This is a genomic window from Microcoleus sp. AS-A8 (assembly GCA_039962225.1).
Taxonomy (GTDB): domain Bacteria; phylum Cyanobacteriota; class Cyanobacteriia; order Cyanobacteriales; family Coleofasciculaceae; genus Allocoleopsis.
The window spans coordinates 19,964-41,162 of sequence record JAMPKV010000036.1 but is presented as its reverse complement, the minus strand read 5'-3'; the positions used below and the strand labels follow the sequence as shown (position 1 = coordinate 41,162).

At 46.3% G+C, this 21,199-nt stretch carries 21 protein-coding genes; 12 read left to right on the top strand and 9 right to left on the bottom strand.

Features of this window, described 5'->3' with window-relative positions; all coding sequences use genetic code 11:
* The first annotated feature begins 103 nt into the window (after positions 1 to 103).
* From NDI48_29845 to NDI48_29835, 3 genes are all read left to right on the top strand, one after another.
* Positions 104 to 400 (top strand): hypothetical protein, encoded by a 297-nt coding sequence (locus NDI48_29845; protein MEP0835369.1) that lies wholly within the window; start codon positions 104 to 106, stop codon positions 398 to 400.
* Between the two features lie 125 nt (positions 401 to 525).
* Entirely contained in the window at positions 526 to 1,866 is a 1,341-nt protein-coding gene (locus tag NDI48_29840) for an FAD-binding oxidoreductase (GenBank protein MEP0835368.1), read from the top strand.
* A 59-nt stretch (positions 1,867 to 1,925) separates the two neighbouring features.
* A complete protein-coding gene (locus tag NDI48_29835) occupies positions 1,926 to 3,287 on the top strand; it encodes a (Fe-S)-binding protein (protein ID MEP0835367.1) in 1,362 nt (453 codons plus the stop codon).
* A 69-nt stretch (positions 3,288 to 3,356) separates the two neighbouring features.
* On the opposite strand, the gene NDI48_29830 is transcribed toward NDI48_29835, so the two are convergent.
* On the bottom strand, positions 3,357 to 3,587 hold the full coding sequence (locus NDI48_29830) for a hypothetical protein (GenBank protein MEP0835366.1): 231 nt from the start codon (positions 3,585 to 3,587) through the stop codon (positions 3,357 to 3,359).
* A 204-nt stretch (positions 3,588 to 3,791) separates the two neighbouring features.
* On the opposite strand from NDI48_29830, the gene NDI48_29825 reads away from it, so the two are divergent.
* The 6 genes from NDI48_29825 (at position 3,792) to NDI48_29800 (ending at position 10,813) form a co-directional block, all read left to right on the top strand.
* Complete coding sequence (locus tag NDI48_29825; protein ID MEP0835365.1) at positions 3,792 to 6,305, top strand: NACHT domain-containing protein; 2,514 nt, start codon at positions 3,792 to 3,794, stop codon at positions 6,303 to 6,305.
* A 121-nt stretch (positions 6,306 to 6,426) separates the two neighbouring features.
* The gene (locus NDI48_29820; GenBank protein MEP0835364.1) at positions 6,427 to 6,636 is read left to right on the top strand and encodes a hypothetical protein; all 210 of its coding nucleotides are present in this window, start codon (positions 6,427 to 6,429) and stop codon (positions 6,634 to 6,636) included.
* On the top strand, positions 6,633 to 6,899 hold the full coding sequence (locus NDI48_29815; protein MEP0835363.1) for a type II toxin-antitoxin system RelE/ParE family toxin: 267 nt from the start codon (positions 6,633 to 6,635) through the stop codon (positions 6,897 to 6,899). Before NDI48_29820 ends, NDI48_29815 begins: the two co-directional genes overlap by 4 nt.
* On the top strand, positions 6,877 to 7,275 hold the full coding sequence (locus NDI48_29810) for a transcriptional regulator (GenBank protein ID MEP0835362.1): 399 nt from the start codon (positions 6,877 to 6,879) through the stop codon (positions 7,273 to 7,275). The genes NDI48_29815 and NDI48_29810 overlap by 23 nt, the downstream gene beginning before the upstream one ends.
* Before the next feature lie 278 nt (positions 7,276 to 7,553).
* Positions 7,554 to 10,061, top strand: coding sequence for a heavy metal translocating P-type ATPase (locus NDI48_29805; GenBank protein MEP0835361.1), 2,508 nt, complete (start codon positions 7,554 to 7,556; stop codon positions 10,059 to 10,061).
* Between the two features lie 308 nt (positions 10,062 to 10,369).
* A complete protein-coding gene (locus NDI48_29800; GenBank protein MEP0835360.1) occupies positions 10,370 to 10,813 on the top strand; it encodes an FHA domain-containing protein in 444 nt (147 codons plus the stop codon).
* A 35-nt stretch (positions 10,814 to 10,848) separates the two neighbouring features.
* Here NDI48_29800 and NDI48_29795 read toward each other — a convergent pair whose 3' ends face one another.
* A complete protein-coding gene (locus tag NDI48_29795; GenBank protein MEP0835359.1) occupies positions 10,849 to 11,196 on the bottom strand; it encodes a hypothetical protein in 348 nt (115 codons plus the stop codon).
* A 249-nt stretch (positions 11,197 to 11,445) separates the two neighbouring features.
* Between NDI48_29795 and tmk the strand changes: the two genes are divergently transcribed.
* Positions 11,446 to 12,132: a dTMP kinase gene (gene tmk, locus NDI48_29790; protein MEP0835358.1), complete on the top strand. Its 687-nt coding sequence runs from the start codon at positions 11,446 to 11,448 to the stop codon at positions 12,130 to 12,132.
* A 102-nt stretch (positions 12,133 to 12,234) separates the two neighbouring features.
* Positions 12,235 to 13,206: a DNA polymerase III subunit delta' gene (gene holB, locus NDI48_29785; GenBank protein MEP0835357.1), complete on the top strand. Its 972-nt coding sequence runs from the start codon at positions 12,235 to 12,237 to the stop codon at positions 13,204 to 13,206.
* Between the two features lie 122 nt (positions 13,207 to 13,328).
* Here holB and NDI48_29780 read toward each other — a convergent pair whose 3' ends face one another.
* The 5 genes from NDI48_29780 to NDI48_29760 form a co-directional block, all read right to left on the bottom strand.
* Positions 13,329 to 13,613: a DUF2470 domain-containing protein gene (locus tag NDI48_29780; protein MEP0835356.1), complete on the bottom strand. Its 285-nt coding sequence runs from the start codon at positions 13,611 to 13,613 to the stop codon at positions 13,329 to 13,331.
* A 39-nt stretch (positions 13,614 to 13,652) separates the two neighbouring features.
* Positions 13,653 to 14,567 (bottom strand): alpha/beta hydrolase, encoded by a 915-nt coding sequence (locus tag NDI48_29775; protein MEP0835355.1) that lies wholly within the window; start codon positions 14,565 to 14,567, stop codon positions 13,653 to 13,655.
* Positions 14,568 to 15,263: 696 nt separating this feature from the next.
* Positions 15,264 to 15,503, bottom strand: coding sequence for a hypothetical protein (locus tag NDI48_29770; GenBank protein ID MEP0835354.1), 240 nt, complete (start codon positions 15,501 to 15,503; stop codon positions 15,264 to 15,266).
* Positions 15,504 to 16,144: 641 nt separating this feature from the next.
* Positions 16,145 to 16,396 carry a hypothetical protein gene (locus NDI48_29765; GenBank protein ID MEP0835353.1) on the bottom strand — a complete coding sequence of 84 codons (252 nt, stop codon included), beginning with the start codon at positions 16,394 to 16,396 and terminating at the stop codon, positions 16,145 to 16,147.
* Between the two features lie 97 nt (positions 16,397 to 16,493).
* Entirely contained in the window at positions 16,494 to 17,255 is a 762-nt protein-coding gene (locus NDI48_29760; GenBank protein MEP0835352.1) for an amino acid ABC transporter ATP-binding protein, read from the bottom strand.
* 203 nt (positions 17,256 to 17,458) lie between these two features.
* Between NDI48_29760 and NDI48_29755 the strand changes: the two genes are divergently transcribed.
* Positions 17,459 to 18,988: an ABC transporter permease subunit gene (locus tag NDI48_29755; GenBank protein ID MEP0835351.1), complete on the top strand. Its 1,530-nt coding sequence runs from the start codon at positions 17,459 to 17,461 to the stop codon at positions 18,986 to 18,988.
* Positions 18,989 to 19,153: 165 nt separating this feature from the next.
* Here NDI48_29755 and NDI48_29750 read toward each other — a convergent pair whose 3' ends face one another.
* Positions 19,154 to 19,342: a CsbD family protein gene (locus NDI48_29750; protein MEP0835350.1), complete on the bottom strand. Its 189-nt coding sequence runs from the start codon at positions 19,340 to 19,342 to the stop codon at positions 19,154 to 19,156.
* A 259-nt stretch (positions 19,343 to 19,601) separates the two neighbouring features.
* Positions 19,602 to 20,990 (bottom strand): response regulator, encoded by a 1,389-nt coding sequence (locus NDI48_29745; protein ID MEP0835349.1) that lies wholly within the window; start codon positions 20,988 to 20,990, stop codon positions 19,602 to 19,604.
* Between the last annotated feature and the right edge of the window lie 209 nt (positions 20,991 to 21,199).

Below are 21,199 nucleotides of genomic sequence, written 5' to 3'. Positions count from 1 at the left end.
GCTGTCGTCTGACCCAGGTTCCAGGATTTCCAATTCTTGCGGTTTAAGTCGATAAGCACAAAAAATACGAACGAGGTAACACCTGTATTGAGAATACTGTGCAATGGACGCTGCTGCGATCAGCTTGCTCCGACAAGAAGCTATTGGCACTAAGGCGATGCGATCGCAATACTTTTCGGTTAAGACTGGATTCCTGTTACCCTGCTTTTTCCGAGGGGTTAAGAAATGTCTGGTTTCCCCCTTTTTAAGCCGGAGCGACCGCCGGAGCTCATACGAGGACTTTAGTGAGGATGAGGAGATTAAGGGGAATCTTGGGAGATTGAACATGACTAACCGAGAAGTATGGGATGCGATCGCGGTTCCTCCCTTGATCAGTATTAGTGCGACACTACGATATTAGGGGCAATAGATCGTGATTCCTCTATCCAAATTTCTGGCGGGGTTTTGAGCATGAGCGACAAAAAGGTGACCAAAATGAGATTGGAACGCTGAGAGTGACGGCCTAGATCAGGATTAATCAGAAACATGAACGCGATCGCCAAGGGGGACGCAGCCGCGTCCATCGCCCACAAACTTGAACCACTTGTTGGGGAGTCTAGCATTTTTGACTGGGAACACTTGCCTGATGGGTGGCAAGAACGAATAAATCGAGCCAACACACTACAGAATATCCCCAGTTGTATGGTTTTTCCCCATACAGTCGAACAACTGAAAAGTGTTATAACTTGCGCTGATCACAACGATTGGAGCCTCCTTCCCTGCGGGAGTGGTAGTAAATTAGGCTGGGGTGGGGTGGGTAAAGATGTTGACCTCGTGATCAGTACTGAACGCCTGAACCGGGTCATTGAACATGCGGTGGGTGATTTAACGGTTACGGTAGAAGCGGGTGTTAAACTGGCTGACTTGCAAAACCTGCTTCGCCAAGAGAATCAATTTCTTCCCCTCGACCCTGCCTATTCTCAACAGGCTACCCTCGGTGGAATTATTGCCACCGCAGATAGTGGTTCTTGGCGTCATCGGTATGGCGGGGTTCGGGATATGTTGCTGGGGATTTCCTTTGTCCGCAGTGATGGGCAACTCGCTAAAGCTGGAGGTCGGGTGGTGAAGAATGTGGCGGGTTATGACTTGATGAAGCTGTTTACAGGCTCCTATGGCACGTTGGGAATATTGACAAAAATCACTTTTCGTGTATATCCAATTCCCGAAGCGTCAGGGACTCTGGTGTTAACAGGTGAAGCCCAAGCCATTGCTGCTGTGACAAAAACCCTTTTAGCTTCTGCTTTGACGCCCACCGCCGCTGATTTGCTATCTTCTGTGCTTGTCAAGCAACTGGGTTTAAGTCAAGGCATAGGCTTAATGGTACGTTTCCAAAGTGTGAGGGAAAGTGTGCAGGAGCAATCATCCCGGTTGCTTGAGGTGGGGCAAAATTTAGGGTTACAAGGCACTGTGTATACGGAGGCTGAGGAGGTAACTCTATGGCAATCATTATCAGAAAAAATTTGGAAAGCCTCACAGGAGCCTGCGATTACTTGCAAAATAGGGGTATTACCAACAGCGGCTGTTACGACTTTGACAAAGCTGGATGCGCTAACATCCTCAACGGGATTGGGGTTAATTCATGGGAGTGGGTTGGGGCGATTACGTCTTGATCCAGGAACGGTGACGCCTCAAATTATTGTGGAACTACGACAATACTGTGAGTCTCAAGGGGGTTTTCTGACGGTTTTGGAGGCACCGATTTCGTTGAAGCAGCAGCTAGATGTTTGGGGTTACAAAGGCAATGCGCTGAATGTTATGCGCCAAATTAAGCAACAGTTTGACCCGAAAAATATTTTGAGTCCTGATCGGTTTGTGGCGGGGATTTAAGAGACAAACCACTCCAGGCACGGAGAACACGGAATTAAGAGATTAGAAAGAGAGAGAATATGCAAACTTTACCAGAGGGTGTCACTCAATCAATTGAGTCAATACCAGAATCAGTGAGTGGTTTTGATGCTCAACATCCTCCTGAACAGAAATTAATAGATACTTGTGTTCACTGTGGGTTTTGTTTATCGACTTGTCCGAGTTATCGGGTGATTGGCAAGGAGATGGATTCTCCTAGAGGTCGGATTTATTTGATGGATGCGATCAAGAATGGTGAGGCATCTCTGGGTGAGGCTACAGCGCAACATTTTGATTCTTGCCTTGGGTGTCTGGCTTGTGTAACGACTTGTCCTTCTGGTGTCCAATACGATAAGTTAATTGCGGCGACTCGGCCTCAGGTTGAACGAAACTATCCGCGTAGTTTACCCGACCGATTGATCAGAACTCTGATTTTTAATCTATTTCCCTACCCCGGACGCCTACGCCCCTTTCTACTGTTTCTTTATGTCTATCAGAAATTAGGATTGCAGAAACTTGTTCGTTCTACGGGTTTGTTGAAGAAAGTATTCCCTCGTTTGGCGGCAATGGATGCAATTTTGCCGCAAATTACGCTGGATTCTTTCCGAGACAATTTCCCTGATGTTATTCCGGCTCAAGGTAAGAAACGTTACCGAGTGGGGGTGATTTTGGGGTGCGTACAACGCTTGTTTTTCTCACCGGTGAATGAGGCAACTGTGCGGGTTTTAACGGCTAATGGTTGTGAAGTGGTGATTCCGAAAACGCAAGGGTGTTGTGCTGCTTTGCCGGAACACCAAGGGCAACGCGAACAAGCTCAAGCATTGGCACGACAGATGATTGATAGTTTTGCCGGGACGGATGTTGATTACATCATTATCAATGCGGCTGGTTGTGGTCATACGCTGAAGGAATATGAGCATATTTTAGAAGATGACTTAGAGTATCGGGAAAAGGCAAAAGCATTTGCAGCTAAGGTAAAAGATGCTCAAGAATTTTTGGCACAAGTGGGGCTAACCACGAAACTTTCACCGCTTACAGATGAACCACTGACGATGGTTTATCAAGATGCTTGTCACTTGTTACATGGGCAGAAAATTAGCGTCCAACCTCGGCAACTTTTGCGTCAAATTCCGAATGTAAAATTGCGGGAACCGATAGATGCAGCTTTGTGCTGTGGTAGTGCTGGGGTTTACAATATGCTGCAACCAGAGGTGGCGGATGATTTGGGACAGCAAAAAGTAGAGAATTTGCTCAATACTGGGGCGGAATTAATTGCTTCTGCTAATCCGGGTTGTTCGTTGCAAATTCAGAAGCATTTGCGGTTGAAAGGGAAGGAAGTTACTCTGATGCATCCGATGGAGTTGTTGGATTATTCAATTCGAGGGGTTAAGTTGCAGAAGTAGGAGAAGTCCTTCACATCGCTCTAACCTCACCCCTAACCCCTCTCCTTATAGGAGAGGGGAAATCAAGATTTACTTAGTCTTCTTGTGCGGCTGTCGTAACATGACAGGTATCAGAACTTGGAGTAGCCCAGAAATTGAGCTAATCAAGACGGCTACTGCCAAGATAATCTCGGCTTGGCTGTTCCCTGTTCGCATCCAAGTAGCGGGATTTTCGATGTGAGGTTGTGGAGGAGTGACTAGCTGAATGGGTTGGTTGGGTTGCTCTAGTTTTACGAGTGTTCTTGGTTGGTTGTCCATCATTTAATCCTCATCTGTTTGCGGTATCGGCTGCCGATGAGACAAGACTAAATTTTTAGATCGGTCTACCTCCAGACCAGTTGAGGACACTAATTAAGTTCCCTTTTCTGTCCTCCCGAATGCTGGGTGAGACTAGCTAGACTGTGGCTATGAATGAACCTCGTAGGGGCACGGCAATGCCGTGCCCTTACCCAAGAACAAACTGTAATGAGTCAAACGCGCAAACCCCGTGGTGTTCGGGCTACTGAAGCAGGACGCCAAAAACTTCTACAGGCGAAGGCTTCTAGACGCAACAATAAAGGCAAGCCTTGGACTTATTTTGACGTTGCTACAGCAGCCGAGGTAGATGAAAAAACAGTCCAACGGTTTTTTCGTGGCGAAGCTAAGGATAGGAATTATGCGATCGCAATTGTCCAAGCCTTAGATTTAGACATCACTGAGGTAGTCGATCCACAAGACTGGAACCCACCAGAAGAGACGGCTGAGGGTATCAACTGGCGCGAAGTTTGCGGCAAAGTCTTAGCACAGCAGCGAGAAAAGCAAAACTTCAGGCGATCAATCACTGGCAGACATTTGGGGCATGAGGCGAAAAATGTCTATGTGAAGCTGGGATTGGTGAAACCGAAGGAACAGCCTCGACGGGGTGATGAGTTTCAACCCTCGGCAGATCGAGGAATGTTGCAATATCAGCTAACCGAAAAAGAAATTGAGCAGGAGTATCAATATGATGAGTTTCTGGAACAGGTAATCGAAGGGAAAGAGAAAAATTTCACGATTGTTGGTGAACCTGGGGCTGGAAAAAGTACATGGTTAGAGCAGATTGCTCTCCATGTCGATAATTCAAACAAAGGCTTTCCCATCTGCATTTCTCTGGCAAGTCTGGGAGGGAAAACCCTGGAAGAATACCTATTCCAGACTTGGCTAAAGAATGCGCTGCTGATTTCTCAGTGTGATGTAGGCATTACCTCAGCACAAAAGAAGCTAGAGGAATTGTTCAAGAGTGGCAAGGTGTGGCTGCTGTTGGATGGGGTGGATGAGATGAGGGCAGATGAATCACCTCTACAGGCAATTGCTACCCAGCTAGAAGGATGGGGAGATTTGGCGCGAGTGGTGCTAACCTGTCGCTCAAATGTTTGGGAAGCTCACCCCAATGCACTACTAAATTTTGAGACATATCGCACTCTGCATTTTGATGATGAGCAGGTGGGTGATTTCATTCAACAGTGGTTTACCCAGGAAGGTAAGCCAGAATTAGGGGAACAATTAGAGACTAAGTTAGATGACGCTAGGAATGATCGCATCCGGGATTTGATTATAAATCCTTTGCGGTTGGCGATGTTGTGTGGAATTTGGTATTGCCGTCGGGGAGATTTGCCCAAGACGAAAGCCACACTTTACCAGCAATATATAGAGTATTTCTATCGGTGGAAACAACACCCACAGCTTACTGATGATTTGGATAAGCAGGAGGAGTTGCACGAAGCCTTATCGAAGTTGGCACTCGAAGCTATTGATAAGAAGTTGCCGCTACGGAAGAAATTTGTTCACAAGATAATGGGTAAATCTCTTTTTCAGGTAGCGCGTGATGTCGGTTGGCTGAATTGGGTTTACAAGGATGCTGAGACGGGTGAAGATGTCTACGCTTTCTTCCATCTCACGTTTCAGGAATATTTTGCGGCGTGTGTGATCGATGATTGGCATTTTTTCCTCAACCACAAGAACAATAACTCTAAACTGTTTCCTAATTACAAATTACTTGGAACTCTTTTTAGCCCTCAATATTTCGATTGTTTCGCAGCACAGCAAATAGGAACTTGGACAAATTTACCAAGCCATAATAATAAAAATACCAATCATTTGCTGAAACACAATGAGCCAGATTATGCATACCGCATTTTTGAACCGCAATGGAAAGAGGTGATTTTGTTATGGCTGGGGCGAGAAGGAGACAGCGAGTTTGAGAAGCACAAGGAGAAATTTATCAGGGCGCTTGTAGAGTTTGAGGATGAGTGTATGGGATTCTACTCCTTTCATGCCTATTTTCTAGCAGCCGCTTGTATTGCAGAGTTTAGGAGTTGCACCCAGAGTGATGATATTGTTGCACAGATTGTTGAGTGGAGCCTGGGTTATTCTGAGGACAATCCTATTGGACAGGCAGCTATGGCAGCACTGTCAGAGACTGACTGCGTAAGAGTATATAACTACCTAGATAAGCTGGAAGAGTCGAGTAAGGATGATTTGGATGATGATCCTAGTGTAATGAAAAAGGAAGCTATTACTTTAGCCTACGCACTTTTGGATGGCTATAACCCAGATGAGCTTTGGGAAGACGACTTTATTGGTGATAATTTTCCAAATCAAAATGCGGATTTAAGTATAGAAATAGAAGAAATTCCGGCTGACAACTTGAAAGCTATTAATGATGATATTAATGTTCTGATTGAGCTACTTCACTATAGGCTGCATCGAGCCACTATGATGGATGCTGCTTTAAGGTTGGTAAATATTCTGCCAAACCACCGATTAAGAGAAACGGTTAAAGACTTAAAGAACTGCCTAACTACAGAACAGTTCCTTGAAAGTCCAACCCACGGACAGCCTTTCGCAGGCTACGAAAATAAGTTCTATCGTTTCAAATGCTGCTATAAAGTTCTATTGCACTGCGCCCAAAACATGACCTACCTAGACTTCTATCAAGCTTGGATATTGGACGACCATTGATTAGAGGAGTAAGATTAGCGATCGCCTTGAAGATATTGTCGAGTGGATTCATCGAATGGTCTTGGGAAGTTAACCCCAATCCTGCGTTAGAATTATGCCGAATAACAAACAGAGAGGAGATATGACTGAAATTATCCTAGATGAAACCAAACTCAAAGAACTGCTGAAACTAGCCATCATTGAGGTATTTCAAGAGCAAAAAGAATTATTTTCTGATTTATTGGCAGAAGTCATAGAAGAAATAGCCCTAGAGAACGCTATCAAAGAAGGTGAAAATACTGAGCCAGTCAGCCGCGATGCAATTTTTAAGCTTCTGGAACGTCAAGAATGAACGTAGAGTTTAGAAAAAGCTTTGAGAAAGATTTAGGCAGTATTCGGGATGTCACATTACTGCAAAGAATTACGGCAGTCATTGAAGAAGTGGAAACTGCCGAAAATTTAAGTGAGGTAACGAATATCAAGAAACTCAAAGGAGACGGTGCTTATTATCGTATCCGAGTCGGAGACTACAGAATTGGTATTACAGTAAATGAGGATACAGTCATTTTTGTTAGAGTCCTCCATAGGAAAGATGCTTACAGGTACTTTCCCTAAAATACAACGGAGGTACACCTCTTTTACCCCACGTCCAATTACCAATGATGCTGAGTTAGTCGCTACCCAGAATCAGATTAATTCTATTTTGGATAAGGGCAAGCTCACGCAAGACGATCGCGACTACCTTAAGGTACTTGGCACTCTCGTCTATGATTATGAAGACAAAAACGAGCCAATGCCTGTTATAAAGGGTGTTGAACTCCTCAAAGCCTTGCTAGAGGAATCCAATCTTCAGCCAAAAGATTTAACCTCCATCTGCCAATCTGAATCTATTGTTTTAGATATCCTCAATGGAAAACGAGAACTCACAGCTAGTCACATAAAAGAACTGGCTGCTTTCTTCCACATCTCCCCTGCTGCATTGTTTGAGTAGAGCTTTCAAGGGAGTGCGATCAGCTTTGCTGGTGCCGTAGGCGATCGCACACAACAGAAAACGCGATCGCATCTCTTACGCCTTCAATCCCTCGGATGTACCCCTCAATTCGAGGGGTTAAGTTGAAACGATAAATCTTCCCCTGCCTCCTGCTATTTTCTTAGGAGCTCTACGATAGATTAAACTGGGCGGTGTTTCGCATAGGCTCACACATAGAGGCGTACCTTGCGATTAAGCGCCGAGCAGCATTAAGAATTATCAAAGTTGTTGACTTTTGTATGCAAGTTACCCCAGATATTGCCCCAACAACACCAACGTCATCGGTAGAGACGATCGCTCTGGACGTTACAGGCATGAGATGTGCAGGCTGTGTCAGTATTGTGGAACGTCAACTGAGCCAGCATCCCGGCGTTGTTTCCGCCCGCGTCAATTTGGTTACTGAGGTGGCAGTTGTCGAATGCGAAACGGGTACCGTTGATCCAACCTCAATCGCACAACAGTTAACAGCTAAAGGTTTTCCCTCTCAACCCCGCGCTCAAGCAGGCAAGATGCCTGCAACAGAGGATACCCGAACCCCTGCCGAGAGACACCAACAAGAAGCTAGAGAGCAAGTTCGTCGATTAGCGATCGCCACCGTCCTAATCTTCCTCTCCCTCATCGGGCATATCGGTCATTGGATGGATGCGCCGATGCTGCCGGTGTTGAGTAATATCTGGTTCCACTGGGGACTGGCAACTCTGGCGTTACTAGGGCCAGGGCGTCCCATTATCATCGATGGCTGGAAGGGTTTATGGCATCAAGCCCCGAACATGAACACATTAGTAGGGTTGGGGGCACTCACCGCTTACACGGCAAGTTGTGTCGCCTTATTCTTTCCCCAACTGGGATGGGATTGCTTCTTCGACGAACCAGTGATGATGTTAGGCTTTATCCTCTTGGGTCGTACCTTAGAGCAACGCGCAAGACGACGTGCCGCCTCGGCGTTTGAGTCATTGTTGGCACTCCAGCCCAAGGTAGCGCGTTTAATCGGCAAATCCACATCAACCGCTACCTCCCCTAGCAAGGGTAAGGGAGAAATTGAACAACTAGGAATCGAAATTCCCGTCGAGCAAGTCCGGGTGGGAGAGTGGTTACGGGTGTTGCCTGGGGAAAAGGTACCTGTAGACGGTGAGGTGATGACGGGTCAGTCTTTGGTGGATGAGTCGATGCTGACAGGGGAACCGATCCCAGTCTTGAAGCAACCCGGAGACCCCATAACGGCGGGTACCTTGAACCAGTCCGGTGCGATCGCACTGAAGGCCACTCGCACGGGTGAAGAAACCACGTTAGCCCAGATTGTCGCCCTCGTTGAAGAAGCTCAAACTCGTAAGGCACCAGTACAGAAACTCGCCGATACAGTAGCCGGATATTTTACCTATGGCGTGTTGGCGATCGCATCCCTAACCTTCCTCTTTTGGTACCTTGCTGGCACAAAAATCTGGCCTCATGTCTTATCCCCAATGGCGGACATGATGGGACACGGAATGGCTCAACCGACATCGACCTCTCCTTTGCTGTTGAGTTTGAAACTAGCGATCGCCGTTTTAGTGATTGCTTGTCCCTGTGCCTTAGGACTGGCGACACCAACCGCGATTTTAGTCGGGACGACGCTGGGCGCAGAACGGGGCATTTTAATCAAAGGCGGCGACATTTTAGAGCGTGCCCATCAGCTAGATACTGTTGTTTTTGATAAAACAGGCACCCTCACCACGGGTCAACCCACAGTGACGGATTGCCTGCCATGGATTGAATCGGGGTTGTTTGAGGGTAACGAATGCCATAGTAACGGTCACGGGGACACCCTGCTGACTCCATCGTCAGCCACAAAGCTACTGCAATGGGCTGCTGCTGCCGAAACGGGCACCTCTCATCCCCTCGCATCAGCCATTCGCACGACAGCCCACCAGCAAGAACTACCGCTGTTAGAGGCTCAAGATTTTTACACCGAACCCGGTTTAGGGATATCGGCAATGGTGGAAAATCGACGGGTATGGCTGGGGAATGCCGACTGGTTAGCTCAGCAAGGCATTAAGATGAGTGACACGGTTGATCACCAGGTTCGAGTCTTGGCAGATGCGGGTAAAACGGTGGTTTACGTCGCCGTTGATGGTGTTCTAGCTGGAGTACTCGCTGCCCGTGATGTTCTTAGACCTGATGCCAAAGAAACCGTAGAACGCCTTAAATCACTGGGATTCCGCGTGATGTTAATGACGGGCGACCAACTTGACTCGGCAACCGCGATCGCGCAACAACTCTCAATCCACCCTGATCATGTGCTGGCTGGGGTTCGTCCGAATGGTAAAGCGGCTGCGATTCAAACGCTCCAATCCGAGGGACGTCGTGTCGCCATGGTGGGAGATGGCATTAATGATGGCCCCGCTTTAGCTCAAGCCGATGTTGGCATTTCCTTACATGTCGGCACGGATGTGGCGAGGGAAACAGCAGGGATTATTTTAATGCGTGTCAGTGCCACCCGTCCTCAAGATGTTCGTTTACTGGATGTGGTGGAGTCCATTGAGTTGGCACGGACAACCTTCAACAAGATTCGGCAAAATTTATTTTGGGCGTTTGGCTACAATGCCCTGGGAATACCGGCGGCCTGTGGTGTGTTTCTCCCAGGATTGGGAATTGCCCTGAGTCCTGCGGCGGCTGGTGCTTTCATGGCGTTTAGCTCGGTGAGTGTGGTGACGAACTCACTCTTACTGCGTCGCGCCTTCAAGGGCAAGTCAAACGGAGGACTCCGTTAGCCATCGCCTTTGACTATTGATGAGGAGCTGTAGCTTATTATGCGACAATAGAAAATTGACAATTCTCAAAACCTGGCACGAGTCAGAGCAACCTCATCATTTTTACCCTCTTCGCCATCTAGGAAAGTTTTAACAGTGGCATTTTTCCGCTCAGTGCCATGAGTGCTTATGATGATTGATGGAATGCCACATTCAGAGCCTGCAATCCTCATCTTCCACAAGTCAAGGATAGCGGGTTGAGAGATGTGTCACTGGGAGTAAGCCACAGCTTTCCCACAACCCACTGCACTCTTTATCACAATTTTTCAATGGCTGGACAACAACAACACCACCATTTATTGATTATTGAAGACGACAAGGGACGCAAAGAATTCCCCTTGGAAGAGGCAGTCTATTCCATCGGCAGAGATCCCAAGTGTGATATCCGCCTCTTCTCCCAATTTGTCTCGCGCCAACACGCGACTTTAGTCCGAAGACAACAAGAGGATGGTAGCCCCTATTACCGGATTGTCGATGGCAATCTCAAAGGTAAGCCAAGTGCCAATGGACTGTTAATTAATGGTCGCAAACTTCCCGCCCACGATCTCCAAGATGAGGATGAAGTCGTTTTCGGGCCGCAGGTGAGTGCCAGATATTACTTACTTAAAAGAAACGATCCCAATCCGACTGGGCCACCCGATGAGTTTGACATCACCCTGATTAGTCCGGGCATGATGATTGGGGACCCAGAAGAAATAAGTTCTTGGGAGTAAGTAGACCGTTGATAGGTTGACAAAACAGTTAGGAATTATCCGGCAATAGTTTCCACGAGTTGCCAATAGCGATTTTCCGCCACAGCTTCTTGCACCATATTGAACATTTGGTGGCAGTGATTATCAACTTGGAGAGGTAACTCTTCGTTTTTGATCACAAAATTCATCCGCACTTCTTGGGAGGTTGCGGTTGATTTGTCAATCAACACTTCCACCGTTACCAACTTAGCAAAAGAGACACGACCAGGAAATTCCCGTGCCATGATGTAGTCTCCAGTGTCATAAATAATGTCGAAATTGCACGATTGCAGCAACTCAATCAGTGATGACTGGAGGTACTCGAAGGAAATTGCAACAGTAAACGAACAAGTGTAGCGAGCCATATATAACCCTGGGCGTCAGATAGCTAGACCTTCTTATCATATCGAACCTATGTAAAAGCTCATGATAGGAGTGTCAAATGAAAAACCGATGCTCCACTATGATCAGCTACCAGCATCTTAAGGGTTCATCCGGATCAAAAGAATCAAAAAATTGTATCCTACAAGTGTCATGAGGCTGGGGAAACCTTAAACAAAGGTAAAAAAAGACTCAGTCGTTATAACACAGCAGGGGTAAGCCCGGATTGAGTGATGCGTGGGAAGTTAATTGTATTTGAGGGAGTGGAGGGGAGTGGCAAAACAACCCAACTCCAAAGATGTTCACAATGGTTGGAAGCAATTGGTTTAGCAGAACGTTTTGGAGAGGGTGAAAGAATTACACCGATTGTCGTCACCAGAGAACCGGGTGGAACACCATTGGGTTTAGAGCTACGTCAATTATTATTAGATGCAGGGACGAACCCTACAGGGCAATCGATTGAAGACCGGGCAGAATTGTTGATGTACGCCGCAGACCGTGCTCAACATGTTGAGGAATTGCTCAATCCTCAATTAAAATTAGGCGCGATTATTTTGTGCGATCGCTACACGGATTCTACGGTCGCTTACCAAGGTTACGGACGCGGTCTTGACCTAACCTTAATCGAGCAACTGAACCAAATTGCAACCGGCGGATTGGAAAGTGACTTGACCCTCTGGCTGGATATTGACGCCGAAATTGGGTTAAAACGAGCTCGACTGCGGGGCAGCGCCGACCGCATGGAGCAAGCCGACTTAGCCTTTCACCAGCGGGTACAGCAGGGATTTGCCCAATTAGCCGCATCCTATCCCCAACGAATTGTCAGGATTGATGCGAGTCGAAGTGAGGACGAGGTGCATTTGGCGATTCAAGAGATTTTACGTCAACGATTGAGAGAATGGGTAATGGGTAATGGGTAATGGGTAATGGTTTAAAGGTTGGTAACTTAAACGTTGTGCCTCTAAACTTCGACCTACCCCTGCGGGGAACGCTACGCGAACAGCCTTCAACTCTGTGAGCCAATGATTCATCATCAACCCGTCATCTCAGAGGCTTTCTCCACCCTCTTAGGGCAAGATCAAGCGATCGCATTATTGCAGGGAGCGATCGCCACGAACCGCATTGCTCCTGCTTATCTGTTTGCTGGCCCTCCTGGCGTGGGACGGAGTATGGCAGCCAATTCATTCATAGAACTCTTGTTTTGTCAAGCCCTCCCCCCTGAAAAGCAACCATTAGTACAAAAACGCCTGCGCCAAGGCAACCATCCTGATGTGTTTTGGGTGGAGCCGACTTATCTCCATAACGGTATTCGCTTGTCGCGTCAGGAAGCCGCCGAAAAAGGTCTTCAGCGCAAGGCACCGCCCCAGATTCGTCTGGAACAAATCCGAGAAATAGCCCAGTTTCTCAGTCGTTCGACTCTGGAAGCCTCGCGAAAGATCGTAGTAATCGATCAGGCAGAAACCATGGCAGAGGCCGCCGCCAATGGCTTGCTCAAGACGCTGGAAGAACCGGGACAAGGCACATTGATTTTGATTGCACCCAGCACGGAGTCGTTGTTGCCAACGCTCGTTTCTCGATGTCAGCGGATTCCGTTTTATCGACTGGCGCAGTCGCAGATGGAAGAAGTGTTGCGGCGGACGGGACATGAGGCGATTCTCAGTGAGTCATCCATTTTGGCGATCGCTCAAGGCAGTCCAGGGGACGCGATCGCATCCTTCTCCCAACTCCAATCGATCCCCGAACCCTTGCTAGAAGCCGTCAAAAAGCGACCCAAATCAACCCGCCATGCACTAGAACTCGCCAAGACAATTGCCCAAACCCTAGATACAGAAGCTCAACTGTGGTTAGTGAATTATCTACAGCACTGTTACTGGCAGTCCCAACATCAACCGGTCATGATCCAACAACTAGAACAAGCTCGAAAATACCTCCTTAGCTACGTTCAGCCGCGATTAGTCTGGGAAGTCACCTTATTAGAGTTGATTAAAAACTAAAGTAGGGACACAACAATACCCTCTTCCTATAAAAGCATTTCCATTCGCCTCTTCTCTAAAACGTTATTAAATAAACGTTTTCTTACACCTGGGAACTCCAAATGGCTAATCGATTGGCAGCTTTATTTTACCCGTGTTCTCGCTTGTTTCACCATATCAATTAAAGTGTGATGGGCATCTTCAGAATCTTTGAGAATATGGTCGAACTCAATACGTAAGGGTATACATTCACTCTTGACTTGTGCTACTAAATTCATCCCTTGAGCATCAATTGAGAGCATTTGTGCCCCTTCTGTATCGGGGGAATTGCCAAAGATTCGAGCGTAAAGAGCGACTGCATCAGCATGGTCTTCATTCATATGCTTGCAGATACGATCACTCACTTCAGGTGAGAATGGGTCTGACATATTTATCCGGGTTTAATGAGTACTATGTTTTATTGTTAATTATCGCTGTAACTGATTGACAAACTCAGCGACAACGGAAACAAATTCTGTCGTTGACTCATAGGGCAAAACATTCCGACCCAAGATTTTACGTGCCTGACCTTGGGGTAGATGCTTGACGTACTCCGCCATGCGTTCCTCTGGTGTTTCCGCTTTCCCCTCTCGACTGATGCTCGATGCTTGATTTCCCACCACGACTAAAGTTGGTTGAGCAATAGAAGCGATCGCATCCTGATAATCCTCCCGCCAAAACCCTGCAAGGAAGGAAAAAACGGCATAGCGGCTATCGGGATTCACCGCACCATTCTCCAGGGTATCTAACCATAAAGCATCGATCTGAGATGATTCAGCAAATAACTGACGCTCTGAAAATGAGCGCAAAAATTGACGACGACGGGCATAGCGATAAAAAGCATTCCCCACGGGAGAATCTAGGATGTTCCAAGCGAGTTTGTGTTGCCAAGCGGGAGTCTCTGTCGTGATTAATGACCAAGCCGGAGGGCCAGATAGCACGACTCCCTGAATATAATTCGGCTCTGTTTGTCGTTGGATCAGGGCAAGCGCCACAGGTAATTCGGCACCTTGCACCAGCAAAATCACCGGTTTTTGCACAACCGTCTGCAAAAAGTATTGCAACTGAAGCGCCCAATCAGACGGAATATAAGCAGCACGAGGCATCTCACTCTCGCCACATCCGAGCAAATCGGGGTTATAAATCGGATTGTGATGACCTGTTTGACGCCATTCCCGGCAGAAGCGATGCCAAAAGTAGCGTGATAGCCCAACCCCAATCGGATGGAGCAATACCAGAGGAATGCCAGAGTCAGCCGTTGGCTGGCTAGGGGAATAGAATTCGTAGGCACAGCGATAATCCTGCCAGGTATAAAACCGCGATGGGGGTAAAGCCGTTGTCATCTCTTCCGTTCTAGGTGAATCTGAGAGGGGAGAGTTCGGGATCATAGTTGCTATCGGAATCGGGTTAGTGTCGGCGTGCCGAGAAGAGAGCAAACACGCCCGTTACGCCACTCCCCTAGACTACCGTCAACTCGCTCTTCCGGTTAAAAGAGACTGGCAACAGGCCACAAACTACCTCAAGCCTCTACTCCCACCTATTCCAGGTTTAATAAAGTTGCATTAACTTTGTTGCTGATGTCAGGGAATTGCAATAAGATACAAATAGGTAATACAAGTTATACACAAGTATTACTTGAAGAAAAAGTCACACATGATCAAGTTGACATCAGTTCGTCGCGAAATAAGCTTCCTACTAGCAAGGTTATATTTCTGTCGAATTCATCCAAACTCGTTCAATCATGTTGTGGTTCTCCCGAAACATTGGGAATTGCATCTGTATTTAAGTTAATCGCTGCTAGAAACCAGCATTTACCTCACGGTAAGTAGTGAAGAGCCGCGTTTAACACCCCAAAAGACGATTTAGCTTGTTGATGCTCGAAGTTCCCTGCTAAATCGTCTTTGGCTTGTGCAGCCTCTGCATAACGACTTGTAAGAAGCTTCTTTGGTTACAAAAGCTACATTTTTGTCGCGTTGATTTCTATCTTTTGGGGAAGAGGGATACCTCCCAGAGCTACGGCCTGAGGGAAGAAAGTTGAGCTAAGCCCATGCACCCACCTTAACCTCGGTGGGTTCGGAATGAACGGCAACAGAAGCGGTTGTATGATCACCGAATATCGGCTTATCGGTATTGAGAATCTCTAAGAGAATCTTGAAACTTTCTGCATCTAAATCAATGGTGCGCTCTCTTTCGCCATCAAAATAAGTGAACCAAAAGTGTCCCTTGTTATCTTGGGGTCTCCACAAAGCTTGATAGCTAGTAATGCGTTTCATTTCCATTGGCGGCTTCCTTGCATACCCCTCTAGTCTCTTCTTTCTCAGTGTAGACTTATGTTTAGATTTCATGAAGAAATCTTGTGAAATATTAAAGATTATTTAAGTGACGGAGTCAGCTTTGCCAGCACCTGTTTTTTCCGACGTGTTTTAATGGTGTGCCTCACCCATTCTTATTCCCTAATCAGATTTTACGCAGACAGTCTCACCTCCCCAGAAATTTTTCAAGATTTGATGAAAATTGCGGGTATTTAGGGTAAGGTCAAGCCTTATAGAATAGTGTAGAATGTGTATAATTTATGTAATACAAGTCATACAATAGGAGTCATACACTAGGAGTCAAAGTTCAGCTTAAGCCGCTGTCCACAACGTAAGTTGTTAGCCAAGATTCTGATTGTTATAAGCTGAGGCGTCAGCAGGGTGTTAAAAAATAACAGCCTGATTGCCTGCTAACCGAAAAAAAGGGTGTCACACACAACAGAGATGATTGAATGCCCTGATGCTTGTATTACCGATAGACATCATCCTGGATTGTGCAACACCCCAAGCACGTCTCTTAAACTATTTTCTGGCTAAAGAAACGGAACTGCAAGTTCTAGGAGGTTACCGTTGTTGGGAAAAGCCAATAACCCTAAGCTGCGCCTAGATTAAGCCCAAGCTCCTATTTTGAGGTCAGTCGGCTGTGAATGAACAGCAACAGCCGCCGTGGTGTGATCGCCGAAAACGGGCTTATCGGTGTCGAGAACTTTCATCACCGTTCTGAAGCTGTCGGCGTCTAAGTCCTGTGTCCGTTCTCTATCACCATCAAAATAGGTGAACCAAAAGTGCCCTTTATTCTCTAAAGGTCTCCATAGAGCTTGATAGCTGGTAATCCGTCTCATAGAAATAGTCTGTGTCATAGGATGGAACACCCTTAAAGTATCTTCTCTTTAAGTGTATAGATATGTTAAAGGGCGATAGATGTCCTGCTGACTGACTCAATTTTAATTCGCCTTTCTAGGAAGCTACAAAGCTCATCCGGTTTAAGAAAGCGCGTAAGCGATCGCTTTTTGGCTGAGTGAGCACCTCTCGCGCCGTTCCTTCTTCTGCCACGCGACCTCGCTCCATAAAGATTACCCGATGCGCCACCTCACGGGCAAACTGCATTTCGTGAGTAACTACCACCATTGTCATTCCTTCTTGGGCTAATTGCTGCATGACTTGCAGCACCTCTCCCACCAGTTCCGGGTCGAGAGCACTGGTGGGTTCATCGAATAGCATAATCTGGGGGTTCATACATAAGCTACGTGCGATCGCTACCCGTTGCTTCTGTCCACCCGACAACTGTTCTGGATAAACGTCTGCCTTCTCGGCTAAACCCACTTTTTGGAGATAAAATCGCGCCTGTTCATCAGCTTCCTGACGAGACTTACCCAACACCTGACGTGGAGCTAACATCAAGTTTTCCAGCACACTCAGATGGGGAAACAGGTTAAACTGCTGAAAAACCATCCCTACCTGAGTCCGGAGACGCCGCAAATGCTTCTGGCTGAGATTGGGGTGGGATAAATCGATTTCGTTAACCACCAAACGCCCTTTATTAATTTTCTCTAAACGGTTAAAGCAACGTAGCAACGTACTCTTGCCACAACCAGAAGAACCAATAACGGCAAGAACTTCCCCCCGTTGGATTGAGCCGCTAATCCCTTGTAAAACTTTGAGAGAACCAAAGCTTTTCTCGATGTTCTCAAACACAATGGCTGGGGTGGAATCCTGCATCACTGAGTTCCGTATTTTGATTTTGGTGGGTATTAACTAAAATTTCATCTTAGCGAGCTTGCTGCCATTTGTGATTATCCTTACAATTAACCACCTTAAAGACACTGCACAGTAATTTTTAAGACTGATTCACCAGCGAAGTTAGCACTATTCAACGTTGTGATTAACGGTTGGTGTGGGACGAAAAAAGGAAAATAACATCAATGCACAGATTCATTCCGTCTCGTCGTTTGCGTCAGAGTCTAATTTTCGGCTTAAGTTCTTTGCTCATTTTGTGCATTGTCGTTTTCACTGCCACTTCTATCTATGCCCAAGAAACACTCAAGGTGGCGACAGAACCCGCTTTTCCTCCTTTTGAATCCCAGGCAAAAGATGGGGGATTAGAGGGTTTTGATATTGACTTGATGAAGGCGGTGGGACAAGCAGGGGGCTTCAATGTCGAATTTCAGAGTTTGCCGTTTGATGGGATTATCCCCGCTTTGCAAGCCAATACGGTGGATGCGGCAATTAGCTCCATTACCATTAATGAAGAACGTAGCCAAACCATATCCTTCTCGCGACCTTATTTTAAAGCCGGATTAGCGATCGCAGTCAAAGCGGACAACCCAGATATTACCTCTCTCGATAGCCTGAAAAACAAGAAAATAGCCGTACAAATCGGCACTACGGGAGCGCAAGAGGCGCAAAAAGTTCCGGGTGCCCAAATTCGTACTTTTGATTCCGCACCTCTGGCCCTTCAGGAATTGCTCAATGGGAATGTAGAAGCCGTCCTGAATGATGCTCCAGTGACCCTCTATGCCCTCAAAAGCAATAACCTCAAAGGACTCAAAGTTGTTGAGCAACTACTAACCGAAGAATACTATGGCATTGCCACCTCAAAAAATTCTCGTCATCTGGCGGTTATCAACCAGGGTCTGACCACTATCCTGAACGATGGCACCTACCAGAAAATCTATCAGAAATGGTTTAACACCACACCCCCACAACTGCCAGAAACCGTTAACGTTGGTGGCTCAACTCCCTCCATTCCAGCGTCCAGCGTTATTGTAAATGCCCTGCCCAACTTGTTAAAAGGAGCACTAGTCACTCTTCAATTAACCGCCTTCTCCGTCTTCTTGGGAATGATTGCTGGTTCACTCCTGGGTATTATCCGCCTCTCACCCATTAAGCCTCTGCGTTGGGCCACTATCGCTTATATTGACTTCTTCCGGGGGACACCTTTACTGGTGCAGATTCTGATGATTTACTTTGGCATACCGGCCTTACTTCAAGGGGTAGGTATCGCATTTAGTATGAGTCGTTTGAGTGCGGCGGTGATGGCGCTAACACTCAATAGTGCTGCCTATCTGGCGGAGATTGTTCGGGCGGGTATCCAATCCATAGAAATCGGGCAATCTGAAGCGGCACAATCATTGGGACTGGGGGCCGTACAAACCATGCGCCATGTCATCTTTCCCCAAGCCTTGCGACGGATGTTACCCCCTTTAGGAAACGAGTTTATCACCCTGCTGAAAGACACGAGTTTGGTATCAGTGATTGGTTTTCAAGAACTCTTGCAAGAAGGCAGGCTAACGATAGCCAATAACTATCGTGCCTTTGAAATCTATGCCGCCGTGGCTCTAATTTACTTAGCTCTAACTTTACTTTCTTCCCGATTTTTCAGCTTCTTAGAACGTTGGATGAATCCTGCCCATCGGTCACCAAAATCAACGACCCAATCGGTTAGCGAGTAAACCCTTAACGAAGGGCACGACAATGTCCTGCCCCTACCGATGATATTCCCTAGGGTTCACTTTGAAGAGAACTATTAACATATCCATTAATCAGAAAAAAACGATGGTTAAAAAAATATTTTTTTCCTAATTATGCACCGTTAATCTCTCCCTCTTTCTGAAAACCTAGGCTTGGTCAATGACTTCTTTGGCTTTGTCTTTAAGGTCTTCTCTCAGATGCATTGCCTGAGCTTGGTCTTGCTTGGCTTGACCTTCCGCTTTGTCTTTTGGATCGCCAGTCAGTTCACTAGCTGCTTCTTGAATTTTGCCTTCAATATTCTTAGCCGTAGCTTCTACACGATTCTCAATGCTCATTTTAGACTCCTGTATCAACTAATTTTAAACAATGGATGAAGTAGATAAACTGGAAAGAACCAAAAGCGGCTAAGGTCGTACTTTTATTTCTCCTTAGGCTTGTCGAAGTACAGTTCTTTTGACCGATCTACCTTGTACTTTTAGTATGCAAAATCCAGATACTAAGCGACCTCTTCCAGGAGTTAGATCTATGAGTTCATCTTTTCCCTATCGCTAGTTGTAGTTTTTGCCTGAATAATCAATCATCAATAAATAATAATTAATAACTGTGTTGAGGCGTTAAGCCCATCCTTGCCTGACAGCGTTCCACGTAAAGTTTCGCAACGGAGTCATCGAAATTTTGGTCTACCACCTGCTGAAAATATTCTAAAGCACGGGCATACTCCTCTTTATGCCATGCTTGAATGCCAGAGTTGTAACAGGATAAAGAGTTTAATTTTGCCTGATCCAACCCATGAGTCAGCGTCCCAAAAATTTCGTAAAGTTCAAGAACCACACTTTTCCCGCGTGGCGTTACACGGTCAACCCAGCGGCTTTGATAAGGCGTTGGTGGAAGGTAAGAAGAGAATCTGTCGTTGTTTTGAATTTCGCTCTCAGGGTTTGTAAAGCTGGCCTTGGCATGTGCGATCGTTGTATCACTCGCCAGGATTGAACAGCCGTAAACCTTGGTTAATTCCTCCAGGCGCGCCGCTGTGTTCACGACATCACCAATGACCGTCGAATCCATGCGATGATCAGAGCCAATCGTGCCAATCAAGCCTAAGCCAGTGTGAATACCTATGCCTACCTTAATCGGCTTTTGCAGGTTATATTGGGCGCGAGATTTATTAAACTCATCCAGATTTTGCAGGAGCGCTACCGCCGCATTCAACGAATCTTGGGCGTGGTCTTCAACGCGATCAAAGACCGCTAAAATAGCATCTCCCAAGAATTTATCAACAAAGCCATAATGAGCAGTTATGCCCTGACTCATTTGGGAAAAAAACGCATTCAGCCACTCAAATGTTTCTCGGATGTATTGGGATTCTACAATCGCAGTAAATCCCCTAATATCGCAAAATAAAACAGTAATTTCCTCTTCTCTAGCATTTCCTAACTGAATGGACTCGACTCCTTTGGGAGCAATGCGGTTAAGATATTGTTCGGGTACGAACAGCCTAAATTTTTCGGAAATGTAGTCGTTAATCTCCCAAGCGGCGGCAATTTGCTGCCGAGATTCTTCTTTTATTTGTTGGCTAACTTCTGATTGTATTTGCTGCGATCGCAACTCATTTAATCGCAAAAGACTAGAAATCTTGGTTAACACTAATTGGCTGTTAATGGGCTTTGTGAGATAGTCATCGCCCATCATTGACAATCCCCGCAACCTGGACTGTTCATCATTTAACGCCGTCAAAAAAATTACAGGTACTGTTTGGAATCTTACATCTTCCCGTAATCGACGACAGATTTCAAACCCGTCCATTTCCGGCATCATCACATCCAACAGAATCAAGTCAGGAATTGATTGAGCGGCTATTTCTAACGCTTCAATTCCTGAGGTCGCTAAAATAGGCGTATACCCTTCACTGATTAATAGCTCCTCTAGCAGAAGTAAATTAGTCGGGTCATCATCGACTAACAGGATATGAACCGTAGGGTTTGGCATAGCCGGACAAAATATTAAAAACAATCAAATAGCACGATAAAAGCTGAACAATCAAAAATGAAGAATAAAGTTTTCACACTTCATAACTTCATTCTTCACATTTCACACTTCTCGCTCGTTCGTCTAGATCCCCCTGAATTTTCTATATCTTGCTGTCTTAGTTTTTTCAACGACAGCTTAAATATTACCGTGAACCTCTTTTGGTCTAA